The following is a 22,371-nucleotide window of genomic DNA, read 5'->3' on the forward strand; positions in this document are numbered from 1 at the left end:
GCGCCCCGCCCCCCGATCGGTGCCGCGGGGCCATAGTCAACCCCTCGGGGAACACGCCCGCTTTTTTGACTCGCGATGGAATACTTTATCTGCGATGCGATGAAGCTCGGCGGAGGTCGTATTCATGCTGCACTCGCGGATGGAATTCCCCCGGCTTCTCGATTGCCCAGCCCCCGCATCACGAGATGCCTGACCCCGTTTCGACACCTCGCGTTTACCCCGCACTGCAAGAATCCACCCCGGCCTCACCGAGCGTTTACCCGGAACGCTCCGAACCACACTGGTCGTCCCGTCATCGCGGGGCACCATCCCTGTTGCGCCACCAGCGCCCCGCAGAACGGAACCAACCATGGGCATCCAGACCTCCCTCGACGCACTCCGCTCGACGACATCCATCGTCGCCGCCATGCGTGCCGCCGACGATCTCGCGTTTGTGGCAAGTCGCAATGGGGGACAGCGCACGGTGCGCGTCCTTTCCGCAGCCCTGCGGGATACCGACCAGGTCGTCAGTATCGCCGCGGTGCATGCCCTCGCGCAGGTTTTGGATAGCGAAGCGGATGACGCGCTCGCCGCTCTTCTCTCCAGCGACCGTGCATACCTGCGCGAGCACTCGGCGTGGGCGTTCTCCTCCCGTCTGCCCCGCTTTGACACCATCGCCCGCATGGTCGGCCTCGTCATCGACGGCGGCTTCAGCGGAATGCTCGCCCAGCGCACCCTTCAGCAGTGGGGAACCCCCGCTCCCGGCCACGTTGCCCTCGCCCTCGAAGGAGCCCTTCTCGGGGTCACCGAGCCGGCCGCGCGCTACCGCCTGGTCGAGACCCTCGGACTCGTGCACGACCGCGTCGCGACCGTCGCCCTCGTCCGCATCGTGCGCAACCAGTTGGAGCCCGAGCAGGTGCGGGTCGCGGCCATCGCCGCGCTCGGCGACCGCGCCGGCCGTCCCGAAACCGTCGAACTCATCTCCACGCTCGCCGCGGGCGAGGGATACATCGCCGAGGTCGCGCGCCTCGCGCTCGTGGACCTCACCGCGAACGTCGTCGCGCGAGCCCCCTGGCAGACCGGACTCACGGTCGCCCAGATGTTTCTGCACGCCGACATCGACCCCCAGCTGACCCGCGCCGGAAGCGGCGACAACGGCGGAATCGCCACCCTCCTCGTCCGGCTCGGAGACGCCCTCACTGCCGGAGCCGGTGCCGGAGCCGGCGCTGGCTCCGACACCGCAGCCGCCACCCCGGACATCCAGCGCGTGATCACGCTGTCCCGTGGCAGTGCCGCCGAGTCGCTCGAAAGCCTGTCGCAGGCCGGGTCCACGGTGCGCGGTCACGCCTACGCATCGGTGCCGCTGCTCAGCGAGCCCGTGGCCTCGGCCAGTGCCTGGCCGCTCCGGGTTGCCGCCGAGCGAGGCATCCGTCGCATCCTTCGCGCAGCCGGCACCGTCGACATCATGCACCTGCGCATGGCGGACGTGGGAAGCCTCGCGGCAGCGGATGTGGCTCGTGACCTGGACATTCCCGTGGTGTTCACTGTTGCGCCCGACCCGCATGCAGTCATCAACACGCTCGACATCACCGGCGCGCTGACGCGCGAGAATTTCGGCGACGTCGACGAGCGTGAGCACTTCTGGTTCCGCGCGCGCCTCGTGCAGCGGCTTGCGGCGAACTCGGCCCACACCGTGTTGTTCCCGCGCCCGCGTCTGGCCGAAGACATGAACGAGCTCGTCGGTATCGACATCTCCGCCCACCCGGAGCGCCACTCGGTGGTGCCCGAGGGAATCGACCTCGAGGTCGTGGATCGTGCGTCCCGCGAGGCGGTCGAGCACGCGCTCGGGGGAGAGGCGACGCCGCCCCTCGCCGAATTGCGGGAGCTTCTCGGCCAGCTGCCGGAGAACCGCAGGCACCTGCCGCTTCTCATCAGCGTCGGGCGCTTCCACCGCGTCAAGGGAATGGCGACCATCGTCGAGGCGTGGAAGACCACCGATCTCCGCGATCGCGCGAACCTGCTGCTCATCGGCGGGGACCTCGCACACCCGTCCGACGACGAGCGCGAGCAGCTCGACCTCATGAACCTCGTGGTGCCCGAGAGCGAGCGTGCCCAGGCGGGCCTGCTGCTTCCCGGCCACCGTCCCAACGACACGGTGGCCCGCTGGGTCGCCGCCGCGCGCTTCGGTGTGCCCGGCCTCGCGGCGGCCAACGGCGTCTACGTCTGCGGAAGCCTGAAGGAGGAGTTCGGCATCGCCCTGCTCGAGGCGATGGCCGCCGGACTTCTGGTCGTCGCGCCCGCCGGCGGTGGACCCGCCACCTACGTCCAGAACGGTCTCACCGGCTACCTCACCCGTACCTCTGACGTGACGTTGCTCGGCACCGCCATGGACGCGGCACTGACCGCCGCCGCCGCGGAGACCGACGACGAGCGCGCGAGCGCTTCCCGCGATACTGTGCAGCGCAGCTTCACCATCCAGGCGATGGCGTCTGCACTCTCCGAGGTCTACCGCACCGTGCACCTCGACGAGCACGGTCTCGACGGCGACCTGCTCGACTCGCACGACCTCGACTCGCACGACCTCGACTCTCACGACCTCGACTCTCACGACCTCAACACGCACCCTGCGTCCAGCGGCTTCGGCCACGGATCGTCGGTCACCCGATGACCCTCCTCATCATCTCGCCCGACTACGCCTCCCACCTGCTGCCCCTCGCCACGCTCGGAACGGCCTGGCGTGACGCGGGCGAGCGCGTCGTTGTGGCCACCGGCCCCGCCACCGCATCGATCGTCGAGTCGTTCGGGTTCGAGCGCGTCAACCTGCAGCTGGGTCGCGGCTCCAACCCCGGAGTGATTCGGGCAGAGGACCAGCCCAAGGGAGAGGATGACGCGCTGCGGGGTTTCTTCGACGCCTCGCGTGTCGGAGCCGTCGCCACCCTCTCATTCCAAGCGACAGCCCGGTTGTCCGACCTCATGTGGGACCCGGTAAACACCGCCCGCGCGGTTCAGAAGGTGGTGGATGACCTCCGCCCCGACCACGTGATCGTCGATCATCTCGCGTTCAGCGCGCGTCTTGCCCTGCTCGCGCAGGGAACGGCGTACGCAGACGTGGTGTTGGGACATCCGTCCGCCCTTCCGCTTCCCGCAGCCGGTGAGGTCTACGGTTTCCCGCCCGAGTGGCCCGTCGGGTTCTCCCCCGAGGCGGGCAATGTTTCTGCCGAAGAGCTGGCCGACCTGCTGGAACTCTGCAACCGCGTCAGCGAGTCCTTCACGCTGGAGTGGAACACCGCGCTCGCGCAGTTGAACCCCGACGTCGCGCCGAGCGCCAACGCGTTCGCCGAGCACGGCGACCTGCTGCTGCTCAACTACCCGGAGGAATTGCACTCCGCCGAGCGCACCGCGCTGCTTCCGCCACACGAGTTTCTCGGGTCGGCCGTGCGCGAGGAGCCCGCCGATGAGCAGGTCATCGCGTGGCTCGAGTCCAGCGACAAGCCGTTCGTCTACGTGAGCTTCGGCAGTTTCCTCTCCGTGCGCGGAGACGTTCTCGCCCGCGTGCTCGAGGCTCTGAAGGGTCTCGACGCCCGCGTCGCCATCGCGACCGGCTCCGCCGACCGGGACGAGCTGGGCGACCTGCCGGGCGAGTGGCTCGTGCGGGAGTTCCTGCCGCAGGTCACGCTGCTTCAGCGCGCTGCCGCCGCCGTCACCCACGGCGGAAACAACAGCGTCACCGAGTCGATGAACTTCGGCGTTCCGCTGCTCGTGCTGCCGTTCTCCACCGATCAGTTCGCCGGTGCGGCCGCGATCGAGCGGGTGGGCTTCGGCGTGGTTGCTGATCCGAACGCGGCATCCGTCGAGGAGCTGCGCGCGGCGATTGCGCGGATCTACCCGGGAGCCGACACCGTGGCCGAGCCAGCCGGCGCTGCCGCATCGATCGCTCCGGCCGTCGACACCCCGGCACTCACCGCGCTATCCGCGTCGCTGCTCGCCACTCCCGGTCGTGACCGTGCCTATCGCGCTCTGCACGCGCGGACGGACACGCTTGCACCGACGCCGGCAGCCGCACCCGGGTCATCCACCGACGTGGCGAACGCCATCCACTGAGCCGAGGCGACATGAGCGTTGCGGGCAACTCGTCCGGCATCGGCGACGATGCCATGACGGCGGCAACGGGCAGGACGCCCGCCGAGTGGTTTGCGATCCTGGATGCGGCCAACGCGACCACGTGGAAGCACACCGCCATCGCGCGCTGGCTGTTCGACACCTACGGCGACACGGCGACCACCCCGGCCACCCCGGCGACCGCGACCGCCCCGACCACCCCGGCGGCCCCCGCGCCCACCGCTACACCCACCAGCACTCCCATCAGCGGGTGGTGGTGCCAGGCCGTGACCGTGCGATACGAGCAGGCCCGCGGCATGCGTGCCCCCGGGCAGCAGCCCGACGGGACTTTCGAGGTCAGCTCGTCGCGCAGCATCCCGACCGATCAGCAGCACGCGCTCGACGTCGCGATCGCGCTCGTGACCGCCGACCTAGGAAACCCGCCCGCATCGGTCGGACGTGACTCCAGCTATCCCCGCGCCCGCTGGAAACTGGACAACGGCGAAACCATCGTCACCACCGCACACCCGCCGAAGAACGGCAAGACGTCCGTCACCCTCACCCACTCCCGCATTCCCGACTCGACCCGCCTGCCCGACGCGCGGGCGGCACTGGCACAGCTGCTGGCAAAGCTTCCCTCCGCGCTCGACTAGGTTGGATGTATGACCTCCGCGGCCGCTCCGAACATGGTGCACGTGCGAGCGCCCGGCAAGATCAACGTCTTCCTCAAGGTTGGTGCTCTGCAAGACGACGGGTATCACGATGTCGCCATCGCGTACCAGGCCGTCTCCCTCTACGAAGACGTGCGCGCCTTCCCCGCCGATGACTTCTCCGTGAGCATCACCGGAACCGTCGAACTTTCCCGCGTGCCCACCGATGGCACCAACATCGCGCTGAAGGCCGCCCGTCTGCTGGCCGCCAAGACGCGCTATACCGGCGGTGTGCGGCTCGAGATCGACAAGCACGTCCCGGTCACCGGCGGCATGGGAGGCGGATCAGCGGATGCCGCGGCCGCCCTCATCGCCTGTGACGCGCTCTGGGGAACTGAGCTTCCCCGCGACGCGATGCTCGCCCTTGCGGCCGAGCTCGGCGCCGATGTGCCGTTCGCCCTCACCGGGGGGACCGCGATCGGTACCGGTCGGGGCGACCAGCTGAGCCCCGCGCTCGCGAAGGGCCAGTTCCAGTGGGTGCTCGTGCTTGCGGACTTTGGCCTCAGCACCCCCGGGGTCTACAACGAACTCGATCAGCACCGCGAGCGTCACGCCCAGGACATCTTCCCCGCACAGACGCAGCCGACGGTCGACACGAACGTGCTCCAGGCCCTGCGCGCGGGCGACCCGCACATGCTCGCGGAGACACTGCACAACGATCTGCAAGCTCCGGCCCTCCACCTGCAGCCGACCCTGACCTCGGTGCTCGAGCTCGGCGAAGAGAACGGTGCCCTCGCGGGTATCGTCTCGGGGTCCGGTCCCACGGTCGCATTTCTCGCTGCGGACCTCGACGGTGCTCTCGAATTGCAGATCGCCCTGAGCGCAGCCCGCCTGCGAGTTGTCCGCGTAACAGGGCCAGTTCACGGCGCGCGCATAGTTAGTGCGTGAATAATCGGGGGTAGCACCGAATACCCGAAAGGCCGGCGTTCATGACTCCCCGTCGCACCACGCTCCTTTCCGCGCTGATCGGTGTCGTCTCCGCGATCTCGACGCTCGCTCTCGCCGAGCTCGCCGCACTCTTCCTGGCCCCGGCCAGCAGCCCGCTGCTCGCCGTCGGCTCGTGGATCATTGACATCACCCCGCAGTGGGTGAAAGAGCTGGCCATCGGCATCTTTGGCACGAACGACAAGATCTTCCTCATCACGGTGCTCGGCATCGTGGTGCTCGCGCTTGCCCTCCTCGTCGGGGTTCTGGAGTATCGCCGCCCGCCGTGGGGCATCGTCATCCTCGTCGCCGTGGGAATCATCGCCGCCATCGCCGTGATGACCCGTGCGCAAGCGACCAGCATCTGGCCGGCGCCCACCGTGATCGGGGTGGTCGGCGGCGTGCTCGTGCTGCGACTGTCGATCATCCGGCTGCACAACTGGGTCGCGTTCGCGAACGGTTCCACCCGTCGCGACGCCGACTTCACCCGCTCCACCCGTCGCTCGTTCATCACGTTTGTCGGAAGCACGGCCGCGGTTGCCCTCGTCGTGGGGGTCGTCTCCCGCACGATGAACGCCGGCACCAACGCGGTCAACGCGGCGAGGGCTGCCATCAAGTTGCCCGCGCCCGCGACATCCGCCGTCCCGCTCGCAACCGGGGAATCGCTCGACGTTCCCGGGATCTCGCCCCTCGTGTCGGCCAACGTCGACTTCTATCGCATCGACACGGCGATTCAGGTGCCGGCGATCGATGCGGCGACGTGGACACTCAAGATCACCGGCATGGTCGAGAACGAGATCGAAATCAGCTTCGCCGACCTGCTCGCGCTGCCGCTGCAGGAGGACTACGTGACGCTCACGTGCGTATCCAATGAGGTGGGCGGCAACCTGATCGGCAACGCGCTGTGGCTCGGGTACCCGATCCGTGAGTTGCTGGCCCGTGCCGTACCGACGGCGGGCGCCGACATGGTGCTCTCGCACAGTATCGACGGGTTTACCGCGAGCACGCCCCTCGAAGTGCTGCAGGACACCGCGCGCAACAGCATCCTCGCCGTCGGCATGAACGGCGAGCCGCTGCCGATCGAGCATGGCTATCCGGTGCGCATGGTCGTGTCCGGTCTCTACGGGTACGTCTCGGCGACCAAGTGGGTCGTGGAACTCGAGGTCACACGGTTCGCCGACGCCACCTCTTACTGGACCGATAACGGCTGGTCCGATCACGGTCCGATCAAGACCTCGTCCCGCATTGATGTGCCCACGAATGGCGCGAGCGTCGATGCCGGCACGGTCGCCGTGGCCGGCGTCGCGTGGTCGCAGCACACCGGCATCACCAAGGTGCAGGTGCGCGTGGACAAGGGCTCGTGGGTCGACGCACGTCTCGCCGACGCGATTTCCAAAGACACCTGGCGCCAATGGGTCTACGAATGGCCCGCGAAGAAGGGCGCTCACGTCATCGAAGTGCGGGCGACGGATGCCTCGGGCAAGACACAGAGCGGAATCCCCGTCAATGTCGTGCCCGATGGCGCCGAGGGCTGGCACAGCATCGACGTTCGGGTCGACTAGCCGCGCGGTCGTGGCGTGACCGGAGACCGATGATGACCCCGTCAGCGAATCGGTGGGTCCTAAGCGCGTCACGAGGCGTTCGGGCAGTGGGCTAGTCGAGGTCGCCATCGGAATCGGGTGGGGCTTCAGCGAGTAGATCTTCGCTGGCTGCCTGGTCGCCCGGGAGCGTGTACCAGTCGGGCGGGATTTCGGCCTCCGCGATCTCGTACCCGTCAGGTGGGTACCCCGTTTCCGGAATCTCGAACCTCTCGGGTGGGTGGGGGTCCTGGGGTATGTCGCCCTCGGGTTGTTCCGGGTCCCCGGTGGATGGTTCCAGATCGGTGTCGGGCAGCGCAGGGTCGGCGTCCGATGGTTGCTCATCGTTGTCGGGTGGTTGCGGGTCGTTGTGGTGTGGTGGAGTCGCGGTGTCGTCCGCGGGTGGGGTGGGGGTGTCGGGCCAGGTGAAGGGCATGGGTCCGATGAAGCTGTCGGGTTCGGTGATGTAGGTGCGGCCGCTGGGGGAAGTCCATTCGAGGGTGCCGCCACCAAGGTGCCGATAGGTGAAGGCGGTGAATTGTTTGAAGTTGTGGTGTGACTGGCACAGAAATGCGAGGTTCTCGGCGTCGGTGTCGCCGCCGTACTGCCAGTCGGTGGTGTGGTCCATATCGCACTTGTCGGTCGTGGTGGGGCACCCCGTCACGGCCCGGCAGGTGCCGTCCCGTAGTTGCAGCCAGCGGCGCAGGTCTTTCGGCACTGTGTAGGTGCTGCGCCCGAGGGAGAGGATCGCTCCGGTGTCCGGGTGGGTGAGGATGCGGTGGAAGCTGGGCGCGGTCGCGGCGAGCCTGCGCGCGGTCTCCGGGTCGATGGGGCCGTACCCATCCATCATGGCCGGCTCCGTTCCGGTACCCATCGCCGTCAGCACCGGTACCGCGATCAACACGGTGGGTGTGACGCCTGTGTTGTAGTCCTCGCTGGGCGTGCCGTTCAGTCCCAGATCGCCGAGGGCATCGGCGCGCAGCTGCGGAAGAGTGCGGGACTCGGTGGGTCCTTGGAGTGCGCGGGCGGTGCCATCGATGCGGTTATAGATCGCCAGCACGGTGGCGGCGTTGTCGGTGTAAGTCAGGGTGGCCATGCCATCAGGTTCCGGGTCCCAATACACGGTGCGGTCTTCCATTGCCGTGTCGTGGCGCTCCTGCAACGGGATGGGGTGAACGCGTTCCCGCAGGATTCGGGCACGTTTCTTGAACCGGGCGGCCGTTTTGGTCATCGCTTCGGGGATCGCGGCGGCTTCGAATATGGGGCGGGCCTGCACCGGGAGGGTGGCGGCTTCGCGGGTGATGATTTCCGCGTGCCGGAAACTGATGTCGCCCCGGGCCAGGGCGGTGTGGGTGGTGGGGAGGTCGTGGACCAGAGCTTGGGCGTGGGCGACAAGGTTGCGGGCGGTGGGTTCCGGGATGGTCAACGCGAGGGCCACTTCGGTGGATGCTTCACGGTGGGCGCGTATTTCCGGGGTCCAGCCCTGGCTGGTGGTGACCGGCAGCAGGGTGTTGCGCTCAAGGTAGAGGCGGCGGATCTCATCGGCGGTGTCACACGGGGCCGCTATTGTGCGACGGATGAGACGTTCGCCTTCGGTGAGTTTGTCCGCCAGGCGTCCGAGGCGCTTGTCGATCTGTGCCAGTCGGGCCTGGTGGGCAGGATCCACCGGGCCGCGGCCGGCACGACCGTCGCGGTTCGGGGGTTCCTGGTTGAACGTCATACAACAATTCAACGCCGACAGAACAGCCCAGAACGGGTGTTCCATCGATCAGTGGAATGCGGGAAACAACCCACCCCTGTGGAGGAGAGGAGGAGAGAGTAAGCCGGAGAAGCCATGCTGCTCCGCCAACGCGAAAAGGCCCGTATCGCTTTCGCGACACGGGCCTTTGTCCATCCAGTGGACTACTCGACCTTTAAGGCCGGAGCCCTAAGAAGGTGAGAGTTACGCTGCAGCCTTGGCGGTGATCTTGGCGATACCAACGAGGAGCGTGTCGGTGACGGCGTCGGTGTTGAACGTCTTGTTCAGCAGAGCGGCGGCGTCGGGGCTGACGAGAACGCGGGTTCCCTCGAGGACGGCGTTGCCATCAGCGTCGGTGGAGAGGGGCTTCAGCGTCGAGCCATCGAGGTTGAAGATGTAGACGTCGTCGGCGACCTTGGTGCCGTTGGCGGTGACGGTACCGGTGAGGCGCGAGGTGCCCGGGTCGATAACGAAGTTGGTCAGCTCAACAACGGTGGAGCCGGCGGTCAGCGAGATACCCGAACCATCGTGGTCGATCTCACCCTGAACGAACGGGCGGTAGGAAGCCTTGGGGTCGAAGTACTTGACGTTTCCACCGGTGATCGGGAAGTGCAGTGCACCATCGGTCAGCGTTGCGGTTCCCACGACGCCGGCGGTCAGCTTGAGGCTGGCGAGAGCATCAACGAAGCCCTGGTCGAGCGTGACCTGGGTGTCAACGCCATCGAGCGTTGCGATCGTTGCGAGGGGCACCGGAGTAGCGGAGTCGGTGGCCGTCGACGATGACGAGGAGGTGGAAGACGTGTCGGTCGAGCAAGCGGCGAGTCCACCGATGAGGATTGCTGCAGTGGCGAAGCCGACGGCGACCTTGGAGAAGTTGCGCATGATTTTTCCTTTGTGAGAAGTTGACTGCTGGTGTTGATGAGAGTTCGGTCCCCTCGCCCCAGCGGATTGGAATTGGTTCGGTCCGTGACCATTCCGTTACATTTCTCAGCGCTCTCACAGGATTACTTCAGCGGGGCTCCCGGGATGATCGGTACCGTTCTGACCAGCACTTTTGAGGGTCGGGAGAGTGGATGTCTCAGCCAAATGAGACCCATCGACAGCGCTCCCGGACCCGCCCGCCGCACAGAAATAACCACGATCAACACAATCGCGAGGGCAATCGTGATGCGTGCGGGGATGATCGCGGTCACCATTAACCGCTGTGTGAGGGCAAACGGAAGCGCCATCCACTCCCACCGTCCGGTCATCGCAATCATCGGCACGAGCATCAGCGCGTACCAGGGATAGATGGGGGTGACGGCCAGCAGGGTGACCCCGATCATGACGGTCTGGCCGAGCCACGGGTCATCCGGAGTCGAACGCCTCCACACGATCACCGCAGTCACCGCGATGATCGCCGCGACGATGATGGCCGCCGCAGGCCCTTTCACCAGGAGGGACACCAGGATGAACCGCGTCCCGCTGTTATAGCCCTCCTCGGTGAGGTACCCGGGCAGGTAGCCGAGCACACCGAAGCCCGACCCGAGCACGTACGGGACGTAGAGGAGGGCGAAGGTCGCGATCGCCGCACCGATGATGACCCACGGTTTACGCCCGAGCAGGGCCGGCGTTCCCACCACGGGGATGAGTTTGGTGCCGATGCTGGCACCGAGCGCGATGCCGCCGAGCCAACGGCGACCGGATGCCACGGCCAGCGTGGCCACGAGCAGCAGGAGTGCTCCCAGCATGTCCACGTGTGAATTTGTGACCGCCTCGGTCGCGGCGAGCGGGCTCCACCCCCAGAGGGCGGCCCAACGGGGATCGAGCCCGCGCTTCAGGAGCGTGCGCAGCAGCAGCACGGTGACGCCGAGGCTCATCAGCAGCCCCACCAACTGCATGGGCCAGTAGGTGGGAGCGGGACCGGTGAAAAAGCGCACCGCCGCGAAGAAGAGCTCGGCCGTCGGCGGGTAGATGGTGGGCACCGTCGCGCGGTTGATCGTGGTGCACAGCACCTCGCCCGTGCCGACCTCCTTCGTCTTCATGACGCGGGAGCCCTCGCAGGTGAGCCCGTTCTCTCCGGAATCCGCGAGCACGGGGGTGGGGAAGAGCCACTCCGGCCGCAGGTCGCTGAGCGCCGGATCTGCCGGCACGTACTCATAGGGGGAGATGCCGGCGTTCTGCACGATGCCGTCCCACGCGTAGCGGGCCGAGTCGGTGCTCGTGTTGGGAGGACCAAACATCGCCGCCCCACCGATGGCGACAGATCCCGCCAGCACCAGAACGATCGCCGCACGCGCCGGAACCTTACGCAGCGCGATGATGGCGAGCGTAAACACCACCCATAGGCCGGCGGTGATCCACATGAGTGGCTGGCCGACGCCGTTCTTCGAGTCGTAGAAGGGCAGGATCGACACCGACAACGCGGTGACCACGGCGCTCGCGGCCACGCAGAGGGTCGTCAGGAGGATTCGCACAGAACTCATCCTGTCGGATCGGCGGTCGGTTCCGAACACCTAGGTGTAAGACACAGCGGTCGTTCGGCCGCGGTGTTATCGAAAAGCAGGGGTCAATGATCATCTGGCAGATTCAACGCCTCATGAACAGCGCGCGGGGTGCGTTAGCCGCGCCATCCCGCAACGCTCGTATGGCGGTCGTGATCGGACGTCTCCTCGGAATCGCGTTCATCGTGTGCTTCGGCACCGGCCTGTACAGCCACTTCCTGCAGGACCCGCTGCCGTGGATGGTCTTTCCGACCCGCCCGATCGGGCTCTACCAGCTGAGCCAGGGCATCCACATCACCACGGGCATACTCTGCTTCCCCCTGATCTTCGCGAAGCTCTACACCGTCTTCCCGAACCTGCTCGAGACCCCGCCGATCCGCTCGTTCCCGCACTTTCTGGAGCGCGCGTCGATCACGATCTTCGTCGCGGCCTCGCTCGTCGAGATCACGATCGGCCTGCTGAACACGTACCAGTGGTACGCGCTGTTCCCCTTCCCGTTCCGCCAGACGCACTACGCGCTGTCGTTCGTCATCATCGGATCCCTCGCGATCCACATCGCCATCAAGCTGCCAATCATCAACCAGTTCTGGCGCAAGAAGAACAGCTACGACGCCGACGGCAACGTGAGGCCCATCGCGGTCACCGTCGCGGCCGCGACCCCGGTTCGCCGGGACGAGGATGAGGCTCGGGATGCCACGGGCGGCGGTCACGGCGACGACACCGTCGCCCCGACCCGCGGTATCACCGGTCGTGTCTTCGGATGGATCGACCACACTCCGGCCGCGCCACCCCGCTCCAGCCGTCGCGCGTTCCTGACGACGATCTCGCTCGCCGGGGCGGTGCTCGTCATCACGACCGCGGGACAGTCGTTCCGCGTGCTCGACTTCTCCAACGTGTTCGGCGCCCGCAAGAAGTTCACCGGGCCGAACGCCCTCCCGGTCAACCGCACCGCGAAGGCCGCGAAGGTCGAAGAGACCGCGACCGCCGGTGACTGGGCCCTCACGGTGTCGAATGGCACCGCCACCAAGGCGTTCACGCTCGCGCAGCTGGCCGCGCTGCCGCAGTACCGCGTCGACCTGCCGATCGCGTGCGTCGAGGGCTGGAGCCAGATGGCCTCGTGGAAGGGGCCGCGCTTGCGCGATCTCGTCGACGCCGTCGGGGCATCCGCCGACGCCACGGTCAAGGCGACAAGCCTCGAGAAGAACTCCAGCTACGCCGTCACCCGGGTCGGACCCGAATTCGTACGGGACGAGCTGACCCTTGTCGCGCTCGAGGTGAACGGCGAAACGCTGGACCTCGACCACGGGTACCCCGCCCGCATCATCTCTCCAGGACGCCCCGGCGTGCTGCAAACCAAGTGGCTCTCGTCGCTGGAGGTACTCGCATGAGTTCCGAGTCCCACGCCAACGCCGCCCGCCCGTCGAGCGTGCACCCGTCGAGCGTGCACGCGGCGCCCGTCCACCTCCCACAGGGCACCGGACGCGGCACCACCCAGCAGCGCTGGCGCATCGCTCTGATCGTCGGTGGCCTGCTGCTCATGGGCATCGGCGGCATCACGCTGCTGGGCGACGTCCCGGCCAAGAATTACCTCGGCATAGCCGTCTGGTTCGTCGGGGCGCTGATCCTGCATGACGGGATTCTCGCTCCCATCATCTTCGGCATCAGCTTGCTGCTGCGCCGCTCGAGCAAACGCGTGCCGTTCGGCGTGCTCCTCATCGTGCAGGGCGCCGCCATCATCGCCGCCATCACGACAGCCATCGTCGTGCCCGCCGCCCTTAAGAAGGGCATCGGCACGGCCAACTCCACCCTGCTTCCCCTCGACTACGGGGTGCACCTGCTCGAGTTCTACGGGGTACTCGTGGTCGTGACGGCTGTCGTCATCGCCGTGTACCTGCGGGTCACTGCGAAGCGCCGCGCCGCCGCGAAGTAGCCCCCGCCGCCGGGACATAGGCGCGCCGCGAAGTAGCCCCGCTGGCCGCTAAGTGACTCGCTCGCTCGAGCGGCCCTCTTCACGCCCGCCCGATCCCGTTCGGCGGGAGACCGCGCAGGTTTTGGAGGGAGAAGCTAGCGACCGGCGGGAGTCGTAACTCCCGCCGGTCGCCAGCTTTTCCCGCCGGGTCTAAAATCGGGCCAGTTCGGGCCAGTTCGGGCCAGTTCGGGCCAGTTCGGGCCAGATCAGGGCCGGATCGAGCCAGATCGGGCAGGGATCATGCCTGCTCGAGGCACCGTGGACCGCGTCGGGCTGCCGCGGTCCACTCATGCGCGGTTGTGCAAACGCGCGGATCCGAAAATGCGCGGGGCGGATGACCCTGCGCCAGGGTTTCCCCGCCGGGTATGCGAAAACCCCGCTGCCGACAAGCAACGGGGTCAGGCGAGAGCGACGAGTAACCATGCGCACCCGTGCATGCGCTCGGCCTAGGCGCACCGGGGCATGCGCACCGGGGCATGTGGGCCGGGGCATGCGCACCCGAAGCGGGCGCGACGAGCTACGGGCGGATCTTGGCGAGGCGGCAGAAGCTGCGTCCGCCGAGCTGCCAGGACTGGCGCAGAGCGAGGCCGCGGGCGGCGGCGAGGCGCACGAGGTGGTCGAGGCCGACCTCCGACCAGGGGAATGACTCGCTCTCCGAACCTGACGACCCCACGAGGGTGCCGTTTCCGGTGCGGAAGTGGTTGCGGTCCGGGTTCACCTCGACGACGATCTCGCCCATCGGGGCGAGAACCTCCACGCAGCGCGCGAGCAGTGCAGCGATGTTTCCGCCGATGCCGACGTTGCCGTCGACGAGAAGTACGGTCTGCCAGTGTCCCTCGGACGGCAGCGCGGAGAAGATCGAGGTTTCGAGAACCCGCAGCCCCGCGTCATCCGCTATCCGAATCGCGGCGGGGGAGACGTCGATGCCGAGCGCGTCCATGCCGAGATCCATGGCTGCACGCACCATGCGTCCCGGGCCGCAGCCGACATCGAGCACGGGCCCGGTGACCGCGAGCAGCAGGCGGCGATCGATGTCGTCGGCCTCGGCTGTCCAGCGGGAGACGTCGAGCGTCGACCGGCTGACCGGCGCCTGCGGGTTGTTCTCCGTCAGGACAAGGTAAACCGGCTCGCTGGTGACCAGCGCCTCGGCGTACGGCTCCGCACCGCCCGACCCGAAGGTGCGGGTCGCGAGCGCGATGCTCATGCGCTGAGCCGGGGTGCGGAGATCGCCGAGAAGCTGGCGAGGGTGGATGCCACGCGACCGAACGGCTGCTCGGCGGCGATATCTTCTGCGTCGCCGATCGTGTCCATGTCGGTCAGCCAGGGCAGCATCCCGACGCGCAGGCCGGCACCGGTGAGGCGCGCGAGCTGGTCGCGTCCGGTGGACGCCTTCGACATCTCGACGCCGCGGATCAGGTCGCCGCGCGGCTCGGCCATGCCGAGGGCCCAGAAACCGCCGTCGGTCGCCGGTCCGAACCAGGCGTCAATGTCGTCGGGCCAGCGCTGGAAGGCGGGCGCCAGGTGAGCGGATGACACCTGCGGGGTGTCCATTCCGATGAGAACTGTGGGCCCGTCGCAGGTGTCGAAGATCGCACCGAGACGCTCATCGAGCGTGCCGGACGGCTGGTGGACTACCTCGTAGCCGCGCGCCCCGGGCGGAAGACGGAATCCATCGAAGAAGAGAATGCGGCGCGTGGCGGGAACCGCTGCCACCGCGTCGAACGTGTCCGCCAGCGACGCCGCGGCGACCTCCGCTGCTTGCTCCAGGCTCAGCGGCGGGTGCAGGCGGGTCTTGACCTTGCCCGCAATGGTTTCCTTGGCGATGATCACCAGTGTCGTCATGAGTGTGCTCCCTGTCCTGTCGCGATACGCGTGCCGAGACGGTGCACATCTGAGCCGGGCGCCGGGATGATGAGGAGCCGTGTGGAGCAGTGGATGGGTCGTGCTGCTGTGTCTTGGATCACGTAGAGCTATTCGGAGCCCTGCCTCAAACGGATGGCACCGCCACGCACAAACGCCGCCCCAGGAGGGACGGCGTTGGTGATGCCCGGCGTGCGGGCGGCGTGCGGGTGAGGCTAGACGAGCTCGGGGTTCTCATGATCGTCGGCCATCGCGAGGTAGCCGCTCAGGCGCTCGACGAAGTCCTTGTCGGGAACGTAGCTCGGGTCGGCGAGGCTCTTCTCGTACTGCTGCTGCAGTTCTTCGATGGCCTGGTCGAACTCGAGCACCGCGAGGGCGTTGCGCTGCGCGTTGTCCAGCGCAACGAGGAGTCCAATGGCACGGTCGATATCGCTCGCGCCGCCGAAAACGTACTCAGACATAACTTCTCCCTAGATTTGTGGCCAGCGTACCGGAGCAAGGTCGGTGTTCCCGGCGGCGCTACTTCGCGCGACGCTCCTCGGCGAGCAGGCGTGACATGTCCTTGACCGCGGTGACGGTTCCGCGCAGGGTGCCCGTCACCTTCGAGCGCCCGATGCGCGGGGCGTACGGGGTGTCGACCTCGCGGATGCTCCAGCCCGCGGCGTGCCCGCGCAACACGAGCTCGAGCGGGTACCCACTGCGGCGATCCTGCAGGTCGAGGGCGAGCATCGCCTCGCGGTGGGTCGCACGCATGGGCCCAAGGTCGTGCAGCGGCAGCCCGGTCGCACCCCGCATGAGCGCGGCGAGCGCACGGTTGGCGATGCGGGCGTGCAGCGGCCACGCCCCACGGGTGGTGGGGCGCCGGCGACCCAGCACGAGGTCGACCTCGCCGGCCGCGACGGGATCCACGACGAGGTGCAGGTCTCGCGGGTCCATCGAGGCATCCGCGTCGCAGAACGCGACGAGGGGAGCCGTCGCCGCGAGCAAGCCGGCATGCGCGGCGGAACCGAATCCGCGCCGCAGTTCGGTGATGACGGTGGCGCCGTGTTCCCGGGCGACCTCTGCCGAGCGATCGGTCGAGCCGTTGTCGACGACGATGGCGCGGTATCCCTCCGGCATGCGGGAGAGCACCCAGGGCAGGGCCGACTCCTCGTTCAGGCAGGGCAGCACGACGTCGACGAGTGCGGGGGGCGGCGTCACTTAGCGCACCGCCGCGCGCAGGGGAGCGGTCGCAAACTCGCGCATGCCGTCTTCGAACGACATCGACGGGCTCCACCCGAGCTCGGTTTTCAGGCGGGCGGATGACGCGGTGATGTGCCGCACGTCGCCCAGCCGGTACTCGCCCGTGGTGATGGGATCCAGGCCGCCCGTGTGCAGGCTCAGCTGCTCCGCCAGTTCGCCGATCGTGTGGATGTCACCGCTGCCGACGTTGAACGCGCGGAAGGCACCGGCGTCGGCGCGCGCGGTCCACTCGATGGCCGCGATGTTGGCGGATGCCACGTCCCGTACGTGCACGAAATCGCGACGCTGCCCGCCGTCCTCAAACACCCGGGGTGCCTCACCGCGCTCGAGCGACGAGCGGAACAACGACGCGACCCCGGCGTAGGGGGTGTTCTGCGGCATGCCCGGCCCGTACACGTTGTGGTACCGCAGGGCCGCGGCGGTGCCGCCCGTGTTGCGCGCCCAGTTGGTGGACAGGTACTCCTGGCTCAGCTTGGTGATCGCGTACACGTTGCGGGGATCGAGCGGCGCGTCCTCGTCGATGAGTTCGGACACCAGCGGGTTGCCCTGCTCGTCGAGCGGGTCGAAGCGGCCGGCGTCGAGATCGGCGACCACGCGCGGTGCGGGACGGGTGGGGCCGGATGCCCCGCGGTAGGCGCCCTCGCCGTATACGACCATCGAGCTGGCGACGACAAGCCGGGCTGTGCCCGCGGCGGACATGCCGGCCAGCAGCACGGCGGTGCCCAGATCGTTCGAAGACACGTAGTCCGGGGCATCCGCAAAATCGACACCCAGCCCGACCTTGGCCGCCTGGTGGCAGACGACCTCGATGCCGTCGAGAGCGGCGGCGACCGCGTCGGGGTCACGCACGTCGCCGCGAATGAAGTCGACCCGCGGGTCGATCGTCGGCTCGCCACCGTGCACGTCGGGGCGAAGCGAGTCGAGCACCCGCACGCTCCAGCCGCGGTCGAGGGCCGCGCTGACGATGGTTCCGCCGATGAATCCGGCGCCGCCGGTGATCAGGAGTTTCAGCTCGCTCATCTGCACAGTCTTCCAGCGTTGGGATGTGGGTGTGCCCGGCTCACGCCGGTCCCAGTGGAACGCTGGCCTGCATCACCGCGGGGCCGAGTTTCAGCGAGCCGTCGGTGAGGGGTTCGAGCCGCATCCCACCGCGGTTGCGCAGCGCCTTGTGCGCACCCTCGGCCAGCATGACGTTCATCCATGCGCAGGGGTTCGCCGGGCGGTTCGCGAGAAACACCACGGGACCGGCGCCCGTGTCGAGACTGAACGTTGCCCCGCGAAGGCCGTCAACATCGACCCCGCGCAGCAGGATGTTGCGCCGGGTTGCCGTGGCATCGAGCATCCGCCCCGTCCCCAACTCGTCGGCAACGCGATCGAGCTGTTCGGCGGCCATCACCGTCACCGACGCGTGCACATGCGCCGGCTTAGCAAAGTAGCGGTCGCCGACAACGCCGAGTCCCGCCCGGAACTCGATGTGGTCGCGCGATTCGGGCTCGGTGTCCCGCGGAGGCAGCGGGCCGTCGGCGGGGCGGCCTTCATAACGGTGAGTGGATGACGCGAGCAGCAGTACGACGTCGACCTCGCGCGAATACGGCAGATCGACCATGCAGACAGGGTATCCCGGTGCCCGGCGCGGAGCGCGGGAGGGCGATCCGTGCGTCCGGGGGCGCTCGCGGCGGTCTCCCGGGGCCGCCCGGTAGACTTGGGCTCCTTATGGCACATCTCCTCGGGGCGGAATCCCTGCACCTTGAGTATCCAACACGCGTTATTTTCGACGACGTGACCATCGGCATCGACGAGGGCCAGCGCATTGGCGTCGTCGGCCGCAACGGTGACGGAAAGTCGACGCTGCTGCGTCTGCTGGCCGACCGCATCCAGCCCGACAATGGCCGCGTCACCCGCCGGGGCGGCGTCACCCTCGGCATGCTCGACCAGGCGGACGAACTGGACGATGACCTCGTGGTCTCCCAGGCGATCGTCGGCGACCGCGAAGAGTACGAGTGGGCGGGCGACGCCCGCGTGCGCGACGTCATCTCGGGACTCGTCGGCGGCATCCCGTGGGATGCCCGCATGGGCGAGCTCTCCGGTGGCCAGCGTCGCCGCGTCGGCCTCGCCGCGCTGCTCGTCGGTGACTGGGACATCATCTTCCTCGATGAGCCCACTAACCACCTCGACGTCGAAGGTATCTCCTGGCTCGCCGAGCACCTCAAGCGCCGCTGGTCCACCAACTCCGGAGGACTCATGGTCGTCACTCACGACCGGTGGTTCCTCGACGAGGTGTGCACCGACACGTGGGAAGTCCACGACCAGATCATCGAGCCCTTCGAGGGTGGATACGCCGCGTACATCCTGCAGCGGGTCGAACGCGACCGCTCTGCCGCGGCATCCGAATCCAAGCGCCAGAACCTGATGCGCAAGGAACTCGCCTGGCTCGGCCGCGGAGCACCCGCCCGCAGCACCAAGCCGAAGTTCCGCATCGACGCGGCCAACGAACTCATCGCGAACGAGCCGCCGCCCCGCGACAAGGTCACGCTCGCGTCGATGGCCATGCAGCGCCTCGGCAAGGACGTCGTGGACCTCGAGGACATCTCGGTCTCGTACCCCGACAAGACGACCGGTGCGATCAAGGAAGTTCTCAAGAACGTCACCTGGCGCATCGCCCCCGGTGAGCGCACGGGCGTGCTCGGCGTCAACGGTGCGGGCAAGAGCACGCTGCTCAGCCTCGTCTCGGGCACCCTGCTTCCGACCACCGGCCGGGTCAAGCGCGGCAAGACGATCAAGGTCGCCACGCTCACCCAGCAGCTGGCAGAGCTCGAGGACATCTGGGATGACCGTGTCAGCGAGGTCCTCGGACGCCAGAAGAGCACCTACGTCGCCGGCGGCAAGGAGATGACCCCCACGCAGCTGCTCGAGCGCGTCGGCTTCGCCTCCGCCCAGCTCTCTACCCGCGTGCGCGAACTCTCCGGTGGCCAGAAGCGTCGACTCCAGCTGCTGCTGATCATCCTCGATGAGCCGAACGTGCTGATCCTCGATGAGCCCACCAACGACCTGGACACCGACATGCTCGCCGCGATCGAGGACCTCCTCGACTCGTACCCCGGCACGCTCCTCGTCGTCTCGCACGACAGGTACCTGCTCGAGCGCGTCACCGACCAGCAGTACGCCGTCATGGACGGCGCGTTCCGCCACCTGCCCCGCGGAGTCGAGCAGTACCTCGAACTGCGTGCGGACCAGATCAAGGCACTGGATGTCGCGGCGAACGTTCCCTCGAAGCCCAAACCCGTTCACAACAGCAACCGCCCCAAGGGCGCGGAGCTGCGTGCCGCGGAGAAGGAGCTGTCCGCCGCCGGCCGCAAGGTCGAGAAGCTGAACGCGCGCATCGCCGAGCTGCACCTGGTGATGTCGACGCACGATCAGGGCGACTACGAGGGACTTGCCAAGGTCTCCGGTGAACTGCAGGAGCTGCAGGAGAACGTCGCCGAGGTCGAGTTCCGCTGGCTGGAGCTCACCGAGCTGCTCGGCTAACCCCCGCACGTCCGCCCGCGAGATCTTTTTCCGTGTGGCGGGAGAAAACGCAGGTTTTGGCGGGAGAAAAAAGCGCGCGGCGGGAGTTACGACTCCCGCCAACCGCCAGTTTCTCCCGCCACCCAAAATTGCGGGCGCGCGTCAGTCGAAGTCGAGACTCAGCTTTCGCAGCAGGCCGCTGAGCCGCTCCTGGTCGGCGGTGGACAGGCCATCGAGAAGCTCGGACTCCGCACGAAGAAGCTGGCTGATCGCGGCATCCACTCGTTCCCGTCCCCGCTCGGTCATCCGCACCAGCACCCCGCGCCCATCGTTGGGGTCAGTGCGGCGCTCGACGAGCCTGCGCTCCACGAGCCGGTTGATGCGGTTGGTCATCGTTCCACTACTGACGAGGGTCTGCTGCAGCAGCGCCTTGGGGCTCTCCTCGTACGGCGACCCCGCGCGACGCAGCGCTGAGAGCACGTCGAACTCCCACAGCTCGAGGTCGGACGCCCCGAACGCCGTCTTCCGCGCACGCTCGAGGTGCCGCGCGAGCCTGCCGACACGACTGAGCACCTGGAGGGGCGTGAAGTCGAGATCGGGGCGCTCGCGCGTCCACGCGTCGACGATGCGGTCGACTTCGTCGTTAGCTGGCATGTGCCTATTATCCCGGTGCCTCCGTGGGCCGAAACGGCGCGTGAGCCTGAGATAGAGAGCGGATGAAGCGTTCCGCCCGTCATCTGGCAGACTTGATGCGCGCGTCATGGCGCGTTCCGCCTTGGTGTAACGGCAGCACGACAGCCTTTGGAGCTGTTAGGACTAGGTTCGAATCCTGGAGGCGGAGCCACCCCGGTGGTGGGTTCAGGGCTTCCGGGCGGTGATGGATGACCCGGGGTCGACGCACCACTCCACGATCGACGGCCACGCGCCGTAGCCCGCGGTCACGTCGAGGTGTCCGCCGCCCGGAATGACGACGGTCTCCAGCCCGAAGGCATCGCCGAAATGCGCCCGCTGACCGGCCGGACTGAACCGGTCGTTGTCACTTCCGACGAGGATCACGTTGTCGGCGGCCCACGGCGCCGGTGATGCGGCGGGGTCGACGCCAGAGTCGGCGCCGGCGGCATCACCAGCGCCGGCACCCGCACGGGAGCCCGCGACCGCCGCGACCCGCTCGGCGAGAAGCGCGCCGAACTCGGCCACCTCGGGGAATGACAGCAGCACCTCGGGCGCCGGGGCTGCGACCAGCAGTGCGCGGGACACCGGTGTGGTGCCGGGCCGCACCGCCAGCCACAGCGCTGATCCCAGACTGTGAGCGACCACCACGATCGGCGCGGGCGCGGTGACGCGTGCGCCGTACGGATCGCCGGCGGACGGCGAATCCGGGGTCGCGAGTCGCGTGAGCGCGGCATCCACCGCGTCCGTCCACGCCGCCACCGTCGGGGTGTTCGCGTCCGGCAGCTGGGGATACTCGACGAGGTAGCCGCGCGAGCGCAGCTCGGTCACCGCGATGTGCTGCCAGTGGCCCTCGGGGCGGAAGTTCTCCCACCCGTGCAGGAACAGGAAGCGGGGCGCGGTGGGCGCGGTGTCGTCCGAAGTCATCGGTCTCCCATCGTGGTCGGTTCACCGATTCTGCAGTATGTCACTGTCGTGGGGCGCGCCTACGCTGGCTTCATGAGCGATTCCGCCGTCGGGCCCGGGGCTGTCGGGCCGCCCCCGCCGCCCGAGCACCTGGTGCTCGCCGACGTCGCGGCGTGGCGGCGATGGCTCGACGCGAACGAGGATTCGAGCGACGGTGTGTGGCTGCGGCTGGCCAAGAAGGGCGTCACCGAGCCCACGTCGGCCACCTACGCCGAGGCGCTGGACGAGGCCCTGTGCAGCGGATGGATCGACGGGCAGCGCAAGGGATATGACGAGACCACGTTCCTGCAGCGCTTCACCCCGCGCCGGCAGCGCTCGCTCTGGTCACTGCGCAACCTCGATCTCGTCGCGGCCCTGATCGCGCAGGAGCGCATGCGGGCCCGCGGCCACGCGGAGATTGCCCGGGCGAAGGATGATGGCCGCTGGGACAGGGCGTACGCGGGACAGGCCACCGTGGAGATCCCGGAGGATCTCGCCGCCGCGCTGGCGGAAAGCCCTGCCGCGCTGGCCGCCTTCGCGGAGCTGAGCAGCAGCGAGCGGTATTCGGTGCTGCACCCCGTGATCACCGCGGCGACGCCCGCCACACGCGAGAAACGCATTGCCCGGCAGATCGCCCTGCTCGTTGATCGGGCACCGTCGCCATAAGCAACAA

At 67.9% G+C, this 22,371-nt stretch carries 20 protein-coding genes and 1 tRNA gene; 10 read left to right on the plus strand and 11 right to left on the minus strand.

What is annotated here, in order from left to right:
* Positions 1 to 349 precede the first annotated feature (349 nt).
* Genes HB677_RS00450 through HB677_RS00470 form a run of 5 tightly spaced genes read left to right on the plus strand, consistent with a single transcriptional unit; the run spans position 350 to position 7,273 of the window.
* Entirely contained in the window at positions 350 to 2,647 is a 2,298-nt protein-coding gene (locus HB677_RS00450; RefSeq protein WP_213813691.1) for a glycosyltransferase, read from the plus strand.
* Positions 2,644 to 4,080 (plus strand): glycosyltransferase, encoded by a 1,437-nt coding sequence (locus HB677_RS00455; protein WP_213813692.1) that lies wholly within the window; start codon positions 2,644 to 2,646, stop codon positions 4,078 to 4,080. The genes HB677_RS00450 and HB677_RS00455 overlap by 4 nt, the downstream gene beginning before the upstream one ends.
* An 11-nt stretch (positions 4,081 to 4,091) precedes the next feature.
* Positions 4,092 to 4,730 carry a DUF4287 domain-containing protein gene (locus tag HB677_RS00460; protein ID WP_213813693.1) on the plus strand — a complete coding sequence of 213 codons (639 nt, stop codon included), beginning with the start codon at positions 4,092 to 4,094 and terminating at the stop codon, positions 4,728 to 4,730.
* 9 nt (positions 4,731 to 4,739) lie between these two features.
* Complete coding sequence (locus HB677_RS00465; RefSeq protein ID WP_213813694.1) at positions 4,740 to 5,675, plus strand: 4-(cytidine 5'-diphospho)-2-C-methyl-D-erythritol kinase; 936 nt, start codon at positions 4,740 to 4,742, stop codon at positions 5,673 to 5,675.
* 41 nt (positions 5,676 to 5,716) lie between these two features.
* Positions 5,717 to 7,273 carry a molybdopterin-dependent oxidoreductase gene (locus HB677_RS00470; protein ID WP_213813695.1) on the plus strand — a complete coding sequence of 519 codons (1,557 nt, stop codon included), beginning with the start codon at positions 5,717 to 5,719 and terminating at the stop codon, positions 7,271 to 7,273.
* Positions 7,274 to 7,364: 91 nt separating this feature from the next.
* Here the strand turns inward: HB677_RS00470 and HB677_RS00475 are convergent, their stop codons facing one another.
* The 3 genes from HB677_RS00475 to HB677_RS00485 form a co-directional block, all read right to left on the minus strand.
* A complete protein-coding gene (locus HB677_RS00475; protein WP_213813696.1) occupies positions 7,365 to 9,008 on the minus strand; it encodes an HNH endonuclease signature motif containing protein in 1,644 nt (547 codons plus the stop codon).
* 222 nt (positions 9,009 to 9,230) lie between these two features.
* Complete coding sequence (locus HB677_RS00480) at positions 9,231 to 9,908, minus strand: hypothetical protein (RefSeq protein ID WP_213813697.1); 678 nt, start codon at positions 9,906 to 9,908, stop codon at positions 9,231 to 9,233.
* A 122-nt stretch (positions 9,909 to 10,030) separates the two neighbouring features.
* Positions 10,031 to 11,482, minus strand: a complete 1,452-nt coding sequence (locus tag HB677_RS00485) for a glycosyltransferase family 87 protein (RefSeq protein WP_307852412.1) — start codon at positions 11,480 to 11,482, stop codon at positions 10,031 to 10,033.
* 95 nt (positions 11,483 to 11,577) lie between these two features.
* Here HB677_RS00485 and HB677_RS00490 point away from each other — a divergent pair, with 95 nt between their 5' ends.
* Entirely contained in the window at positions 11,578 to 12,897 is a 1,320-nt protein-coding gene (locus HB677_RS00490) for a molybdopterin-dependent oxidoreductase (protein ID WP_218624387.1), read from the plus strand.
* A complete protein-coding gene (locus tag HB677_RS00495) occupies positions 12,894 to 13,439 on the plus strand; it encodes a hypothetical protein (protein ID WP_213813699.1) in 546 nt (181 codons plus the stop codon). The genes HB677_RS00490 and HB677_RS00495 overlap by 4 nt, the downstream gene beginning before the upstream one ends.
* 556 nt (positions 13,440 to 13,995) lie before the next feature.
* Here HB677_RS00495 and HB677_RS00500 read toward each other — a convergent pair.
* The 6 genes from HB677_RS00500 to HB677_RS00525 form a co-directional block, all read right to left on the minus strand.
* The gene (locus HB677_RS00500; protein ID WP_213813700.1) at positions 13,996 to 14,682 is read right to left on the minus strand and encodes a bifunctional 2-polyprenyl-6-hydroxyphenol methylase/3-demethylubiquinol 3-O-methyltransferase UbiG; all 687 of its coding nucleotides are present in this window, start codon (positions 14,680 to 14,682) and stop codon (positions 13,996 to 13,998) included.
* Complete coding sequence (locus tag HB677_RS00505; RefSeq protein ID WP_213813701.1) at positions 14,679 to 15,320, minus strand: DUF2064 domain-containing protein; 642 nt, start codon at positions 15,318 to 15,320, stop codon at positions 14,679 to 14,681. Before HB677_RS00505 ends, HB677_RS00500 begins: the two co-directional genes overlap by 4 nt.
* 233 nt (positions 15,321 to 15,553) lie before the next feature.
* Positions 15,554 to 15,799, minus strand: coding sequence for a hypothetical protein (locus HB677_RS00510; RefSeq protein ID WP_213813702.1), 246 nt, complete (start codon positions 15,797 to 15,799; stop codon positions 15,554 to 15,556).
* A 58-nt stretch (positions 15,800 to 15,857) separates the two neighbouring features.
* Positions 15,858 to 16,538, minus strand: a complete 681-nt coding sequence (locus tag HB677_RS00515) for a glycosyltransferase family 2 protein (RefSeq protein WP_213813703.1) — start codon at positions 16,536 to 16,538, stop codon at positions 15,858 to 15,860.
* Positions 16,539 to 17,600, minus strand: coding sequence for an NAD(P)-dependent oxidoreductase (locus tag HB677_RS00520; protein ID WP_213813704.1), 1,062 nt, complete (start codon positions 17,598 to 17,600; stop codon positions 16,539 to 16,541).
* Positions 17,601 to 17,640: 40 nt separating this feature from the next.
* Positions 17,641 to 18,186 (minus strand): MOSC domain-containing protein, encoded by a 546-nt coding sequence (locus tag HB677_RS00525; protein ID WP_213813705.1) that lies wholly within the window; start codon positions 18,184 to 18,186, stop codon positions 17,641 to 17,643.
* 107 nt (positions 18,187 to 18,293) lie between these two features.
* Between HB677_RS00525 and HB677_RS00530 the strand changes: the two genes are divergently transcribed.
* Positions 18,294 to 20,105: an ABC-F family ATP-binding cassette domain-containing protein gene (locus HB677_RS00530; protein ID WP_213813706.1), complete on the plus strand. Its 1,812-nt coding sequence runs from the start codon at positions 18,294 to 18,296 to the stop codon at positions 20,103 to 20,105.
* Between the two features lie 141 nt (positions 20,106 to 20,246).
* Here HB677_RS00530 and HB677_RS00535 read toward each other — a convergent pair whose 3' ends face one another.
* Positions 20,247 to 20,738, minus strand: a complete 492-nt coding sequence (locus HB677_RS00535) for a MarR family winged helix-turn-helix transcriptional regulator (RefSeq protein WP_213813707.1) — start codon at positions 20,736 to 20,738, stop codon at positions 20,247 to 20,249.
* Between the two features lie 115 nt (positions 20,739 to 20,853).
* On the opposite strand from HB677_RS00535, the gene HB677_RS00540 reads away from it, so the two are divergent.
* A tRNA-Gln gene (locus tag HB677_RS00540) sits at positions 20,854 to 20,928 on the plus strand.
* A 14-nt stretch (positions 20,929 to 20,942) separates the two neighbouring features.
* Here the strand turns inward: HB677_RS00540 and HB677_RS00545 are convergent.
* A complete protein-coding gene (locus tag HB677_RS00545) occupies positions 20,943 to 21,680 on the minus strand; it encodes an alpha/beta hydrolase (protein ID WP_213813708.1) in 738 nt (245 codons plus the stop codon).
* 72 nt (positions 21,681 to 21,752) lie between these two features.
* Between HB677_RS00545 and HB677_RS00550 the strand changes: the two genes are divergently transcribed.
* Complete coding sequence (locus HB677_RS00550; protein WP_213813709.1) at positions 21,753 to 22,364, plus strand: YdeI family protein; 612 nt, start codon at positions 21,753 to 21,755, stop codon at positions 22,362 to 22,364.
* Positions 22,365 to 22,371 lie beyond the last annotated feature (7 nt).

Origin of the sequence: Glaciihabitans sp. dw_435, assembly GCF_018449675.1 — a bacterium.
Lineage (GTDB): Bacteria > Actinomycetota > Actinomycetes > Actinomycetales > Microbacteriaceae > Glaciihabitans.

Bases quoted from the DNA above. Each gene is read 5' to 3' on its own strand.
- HB677_RS00450 (WP_213813691.1), top strand. From the start codon at position 350: ATGGGCATCCAGACCTCCCTCGACGCACTCCGCTCGACGACATCCATC.
- HB677_RS00455 (WP_213813692.1), top strand. From the start codon at position 2,644: ATGACCCTCCTCATCATCTCGCCCGACTACGCCTCCCACCTGCTGCCC.
- HB677_RS00460 (WP_213813693.1), top strand. From the start codon at position 4,092: ATGAGCGTTGCGGGCAACTCGTCCGGCATCGGCGACGATGCCATGACG.
- HB677_RS00465 (WP_213813694.1), top strand. From the start codon at position 4,740: ATGACCTCCGCGGCCGCTCCGAACATGGTGCACGTGCGAGCGCCCGGC.
- HB677_RS00470 (WP_213813695.1), top strand. From the start codon at position 5,717: ATGACTCCCCGTCGCACCACGCTCCTTTCCGCGCTGATCGGTGTCGTC.
- HB677_RS00475 (WP_213813696.1), bottom strand. From the start codon at position 9,008: ATGACGTTCAACCAGGAACCCCCGAACCGCGACGGTCGTGCCGGCCGC.
- HB677_RS00480 (WP_213813697.1), bottom strand. From the start codon at position 9,908: ATGCGCAACTTCTCCAAGGTCGCCGTCGGCTTCGCCACTGCAGCAATC.
- HB677_RS00490 (WP_218624387.1), top strand. From the start codon at position 11,578: ATGATCATCTGGCAGATTCAACGCCTCATGAACAGCGCGCGGGGTGCG.
- HB677_RS00495 (WP_213813699.1), top strand. From the start codon at position 12,894: ATGAGTTCCGAGTCCCACGCCAACGCCGCCCGCCCGTCGAGCGTGCAC.
- HB677_RS00500 (WP_213813700.1), bottom strand. From the start codon at position 14,682: ATGAGCATCGCGCTCGCGACCCGCACCTTCGGGTCGGGCGGTGCGGAG.
- HB677_RS00505 (WP_213813701.1), bottom strand. From the start codon at position 15,320: ATGACGACACTGGTGATCATCGCCAAGGAAACCATTGCGGGCAAGGTC.
- HB677_RS00510 (WP_213813702.1), bottom strand. From the start codon at position 15,799: ATGTCTGAGTACGTTTTCGGCGGCGCGAGCGATATCGACCGTGCCATT.
- HB677_RS00520 (WP_213813704.1), bottom strand. From the start codon at position 17,600: ATGAGCGAGCTGAAACTCCTGATCACCGGCGGCGCCGGATTCATCGGC.
- HB677_RS00525 (WP_213813705.1), bottom strand. From the start codon at position 18,186: ATGGTCGATCTGCCGTATTCGCGCGAGGTCGACGTCGTACTGCTGCTC.
- HB677_RS00530 (WP_213813706.1), top strand. From the start codon at position 18,294: ATGGCACATCTCCTCGGGGCGGAATCCCTGCACCTTGAGTATCCAACA.
- HB677_RS00535 (WP_213813707.1), bottom strand. From the start codon at position 20,738: ATGCCAGCTAACGACGAAGTCGACCGCATCGTCGACGCGTGGACGCGC.
- HB677_RS00545 (WP_213813708.1), bottom strand. From the start codon at position 21,680: ATGACTTCGGACGACACCGCGCCCACCGCGCCCCGCTTCCTGTTCCTG.
- HB677_RS00550 (WP_213813709.1), top strand. From the start codon at position 21,753: ATGAGCGATTCCGCCGTCGGGCCCGGGGCTGTCGGGCCGCCCCCGCCG.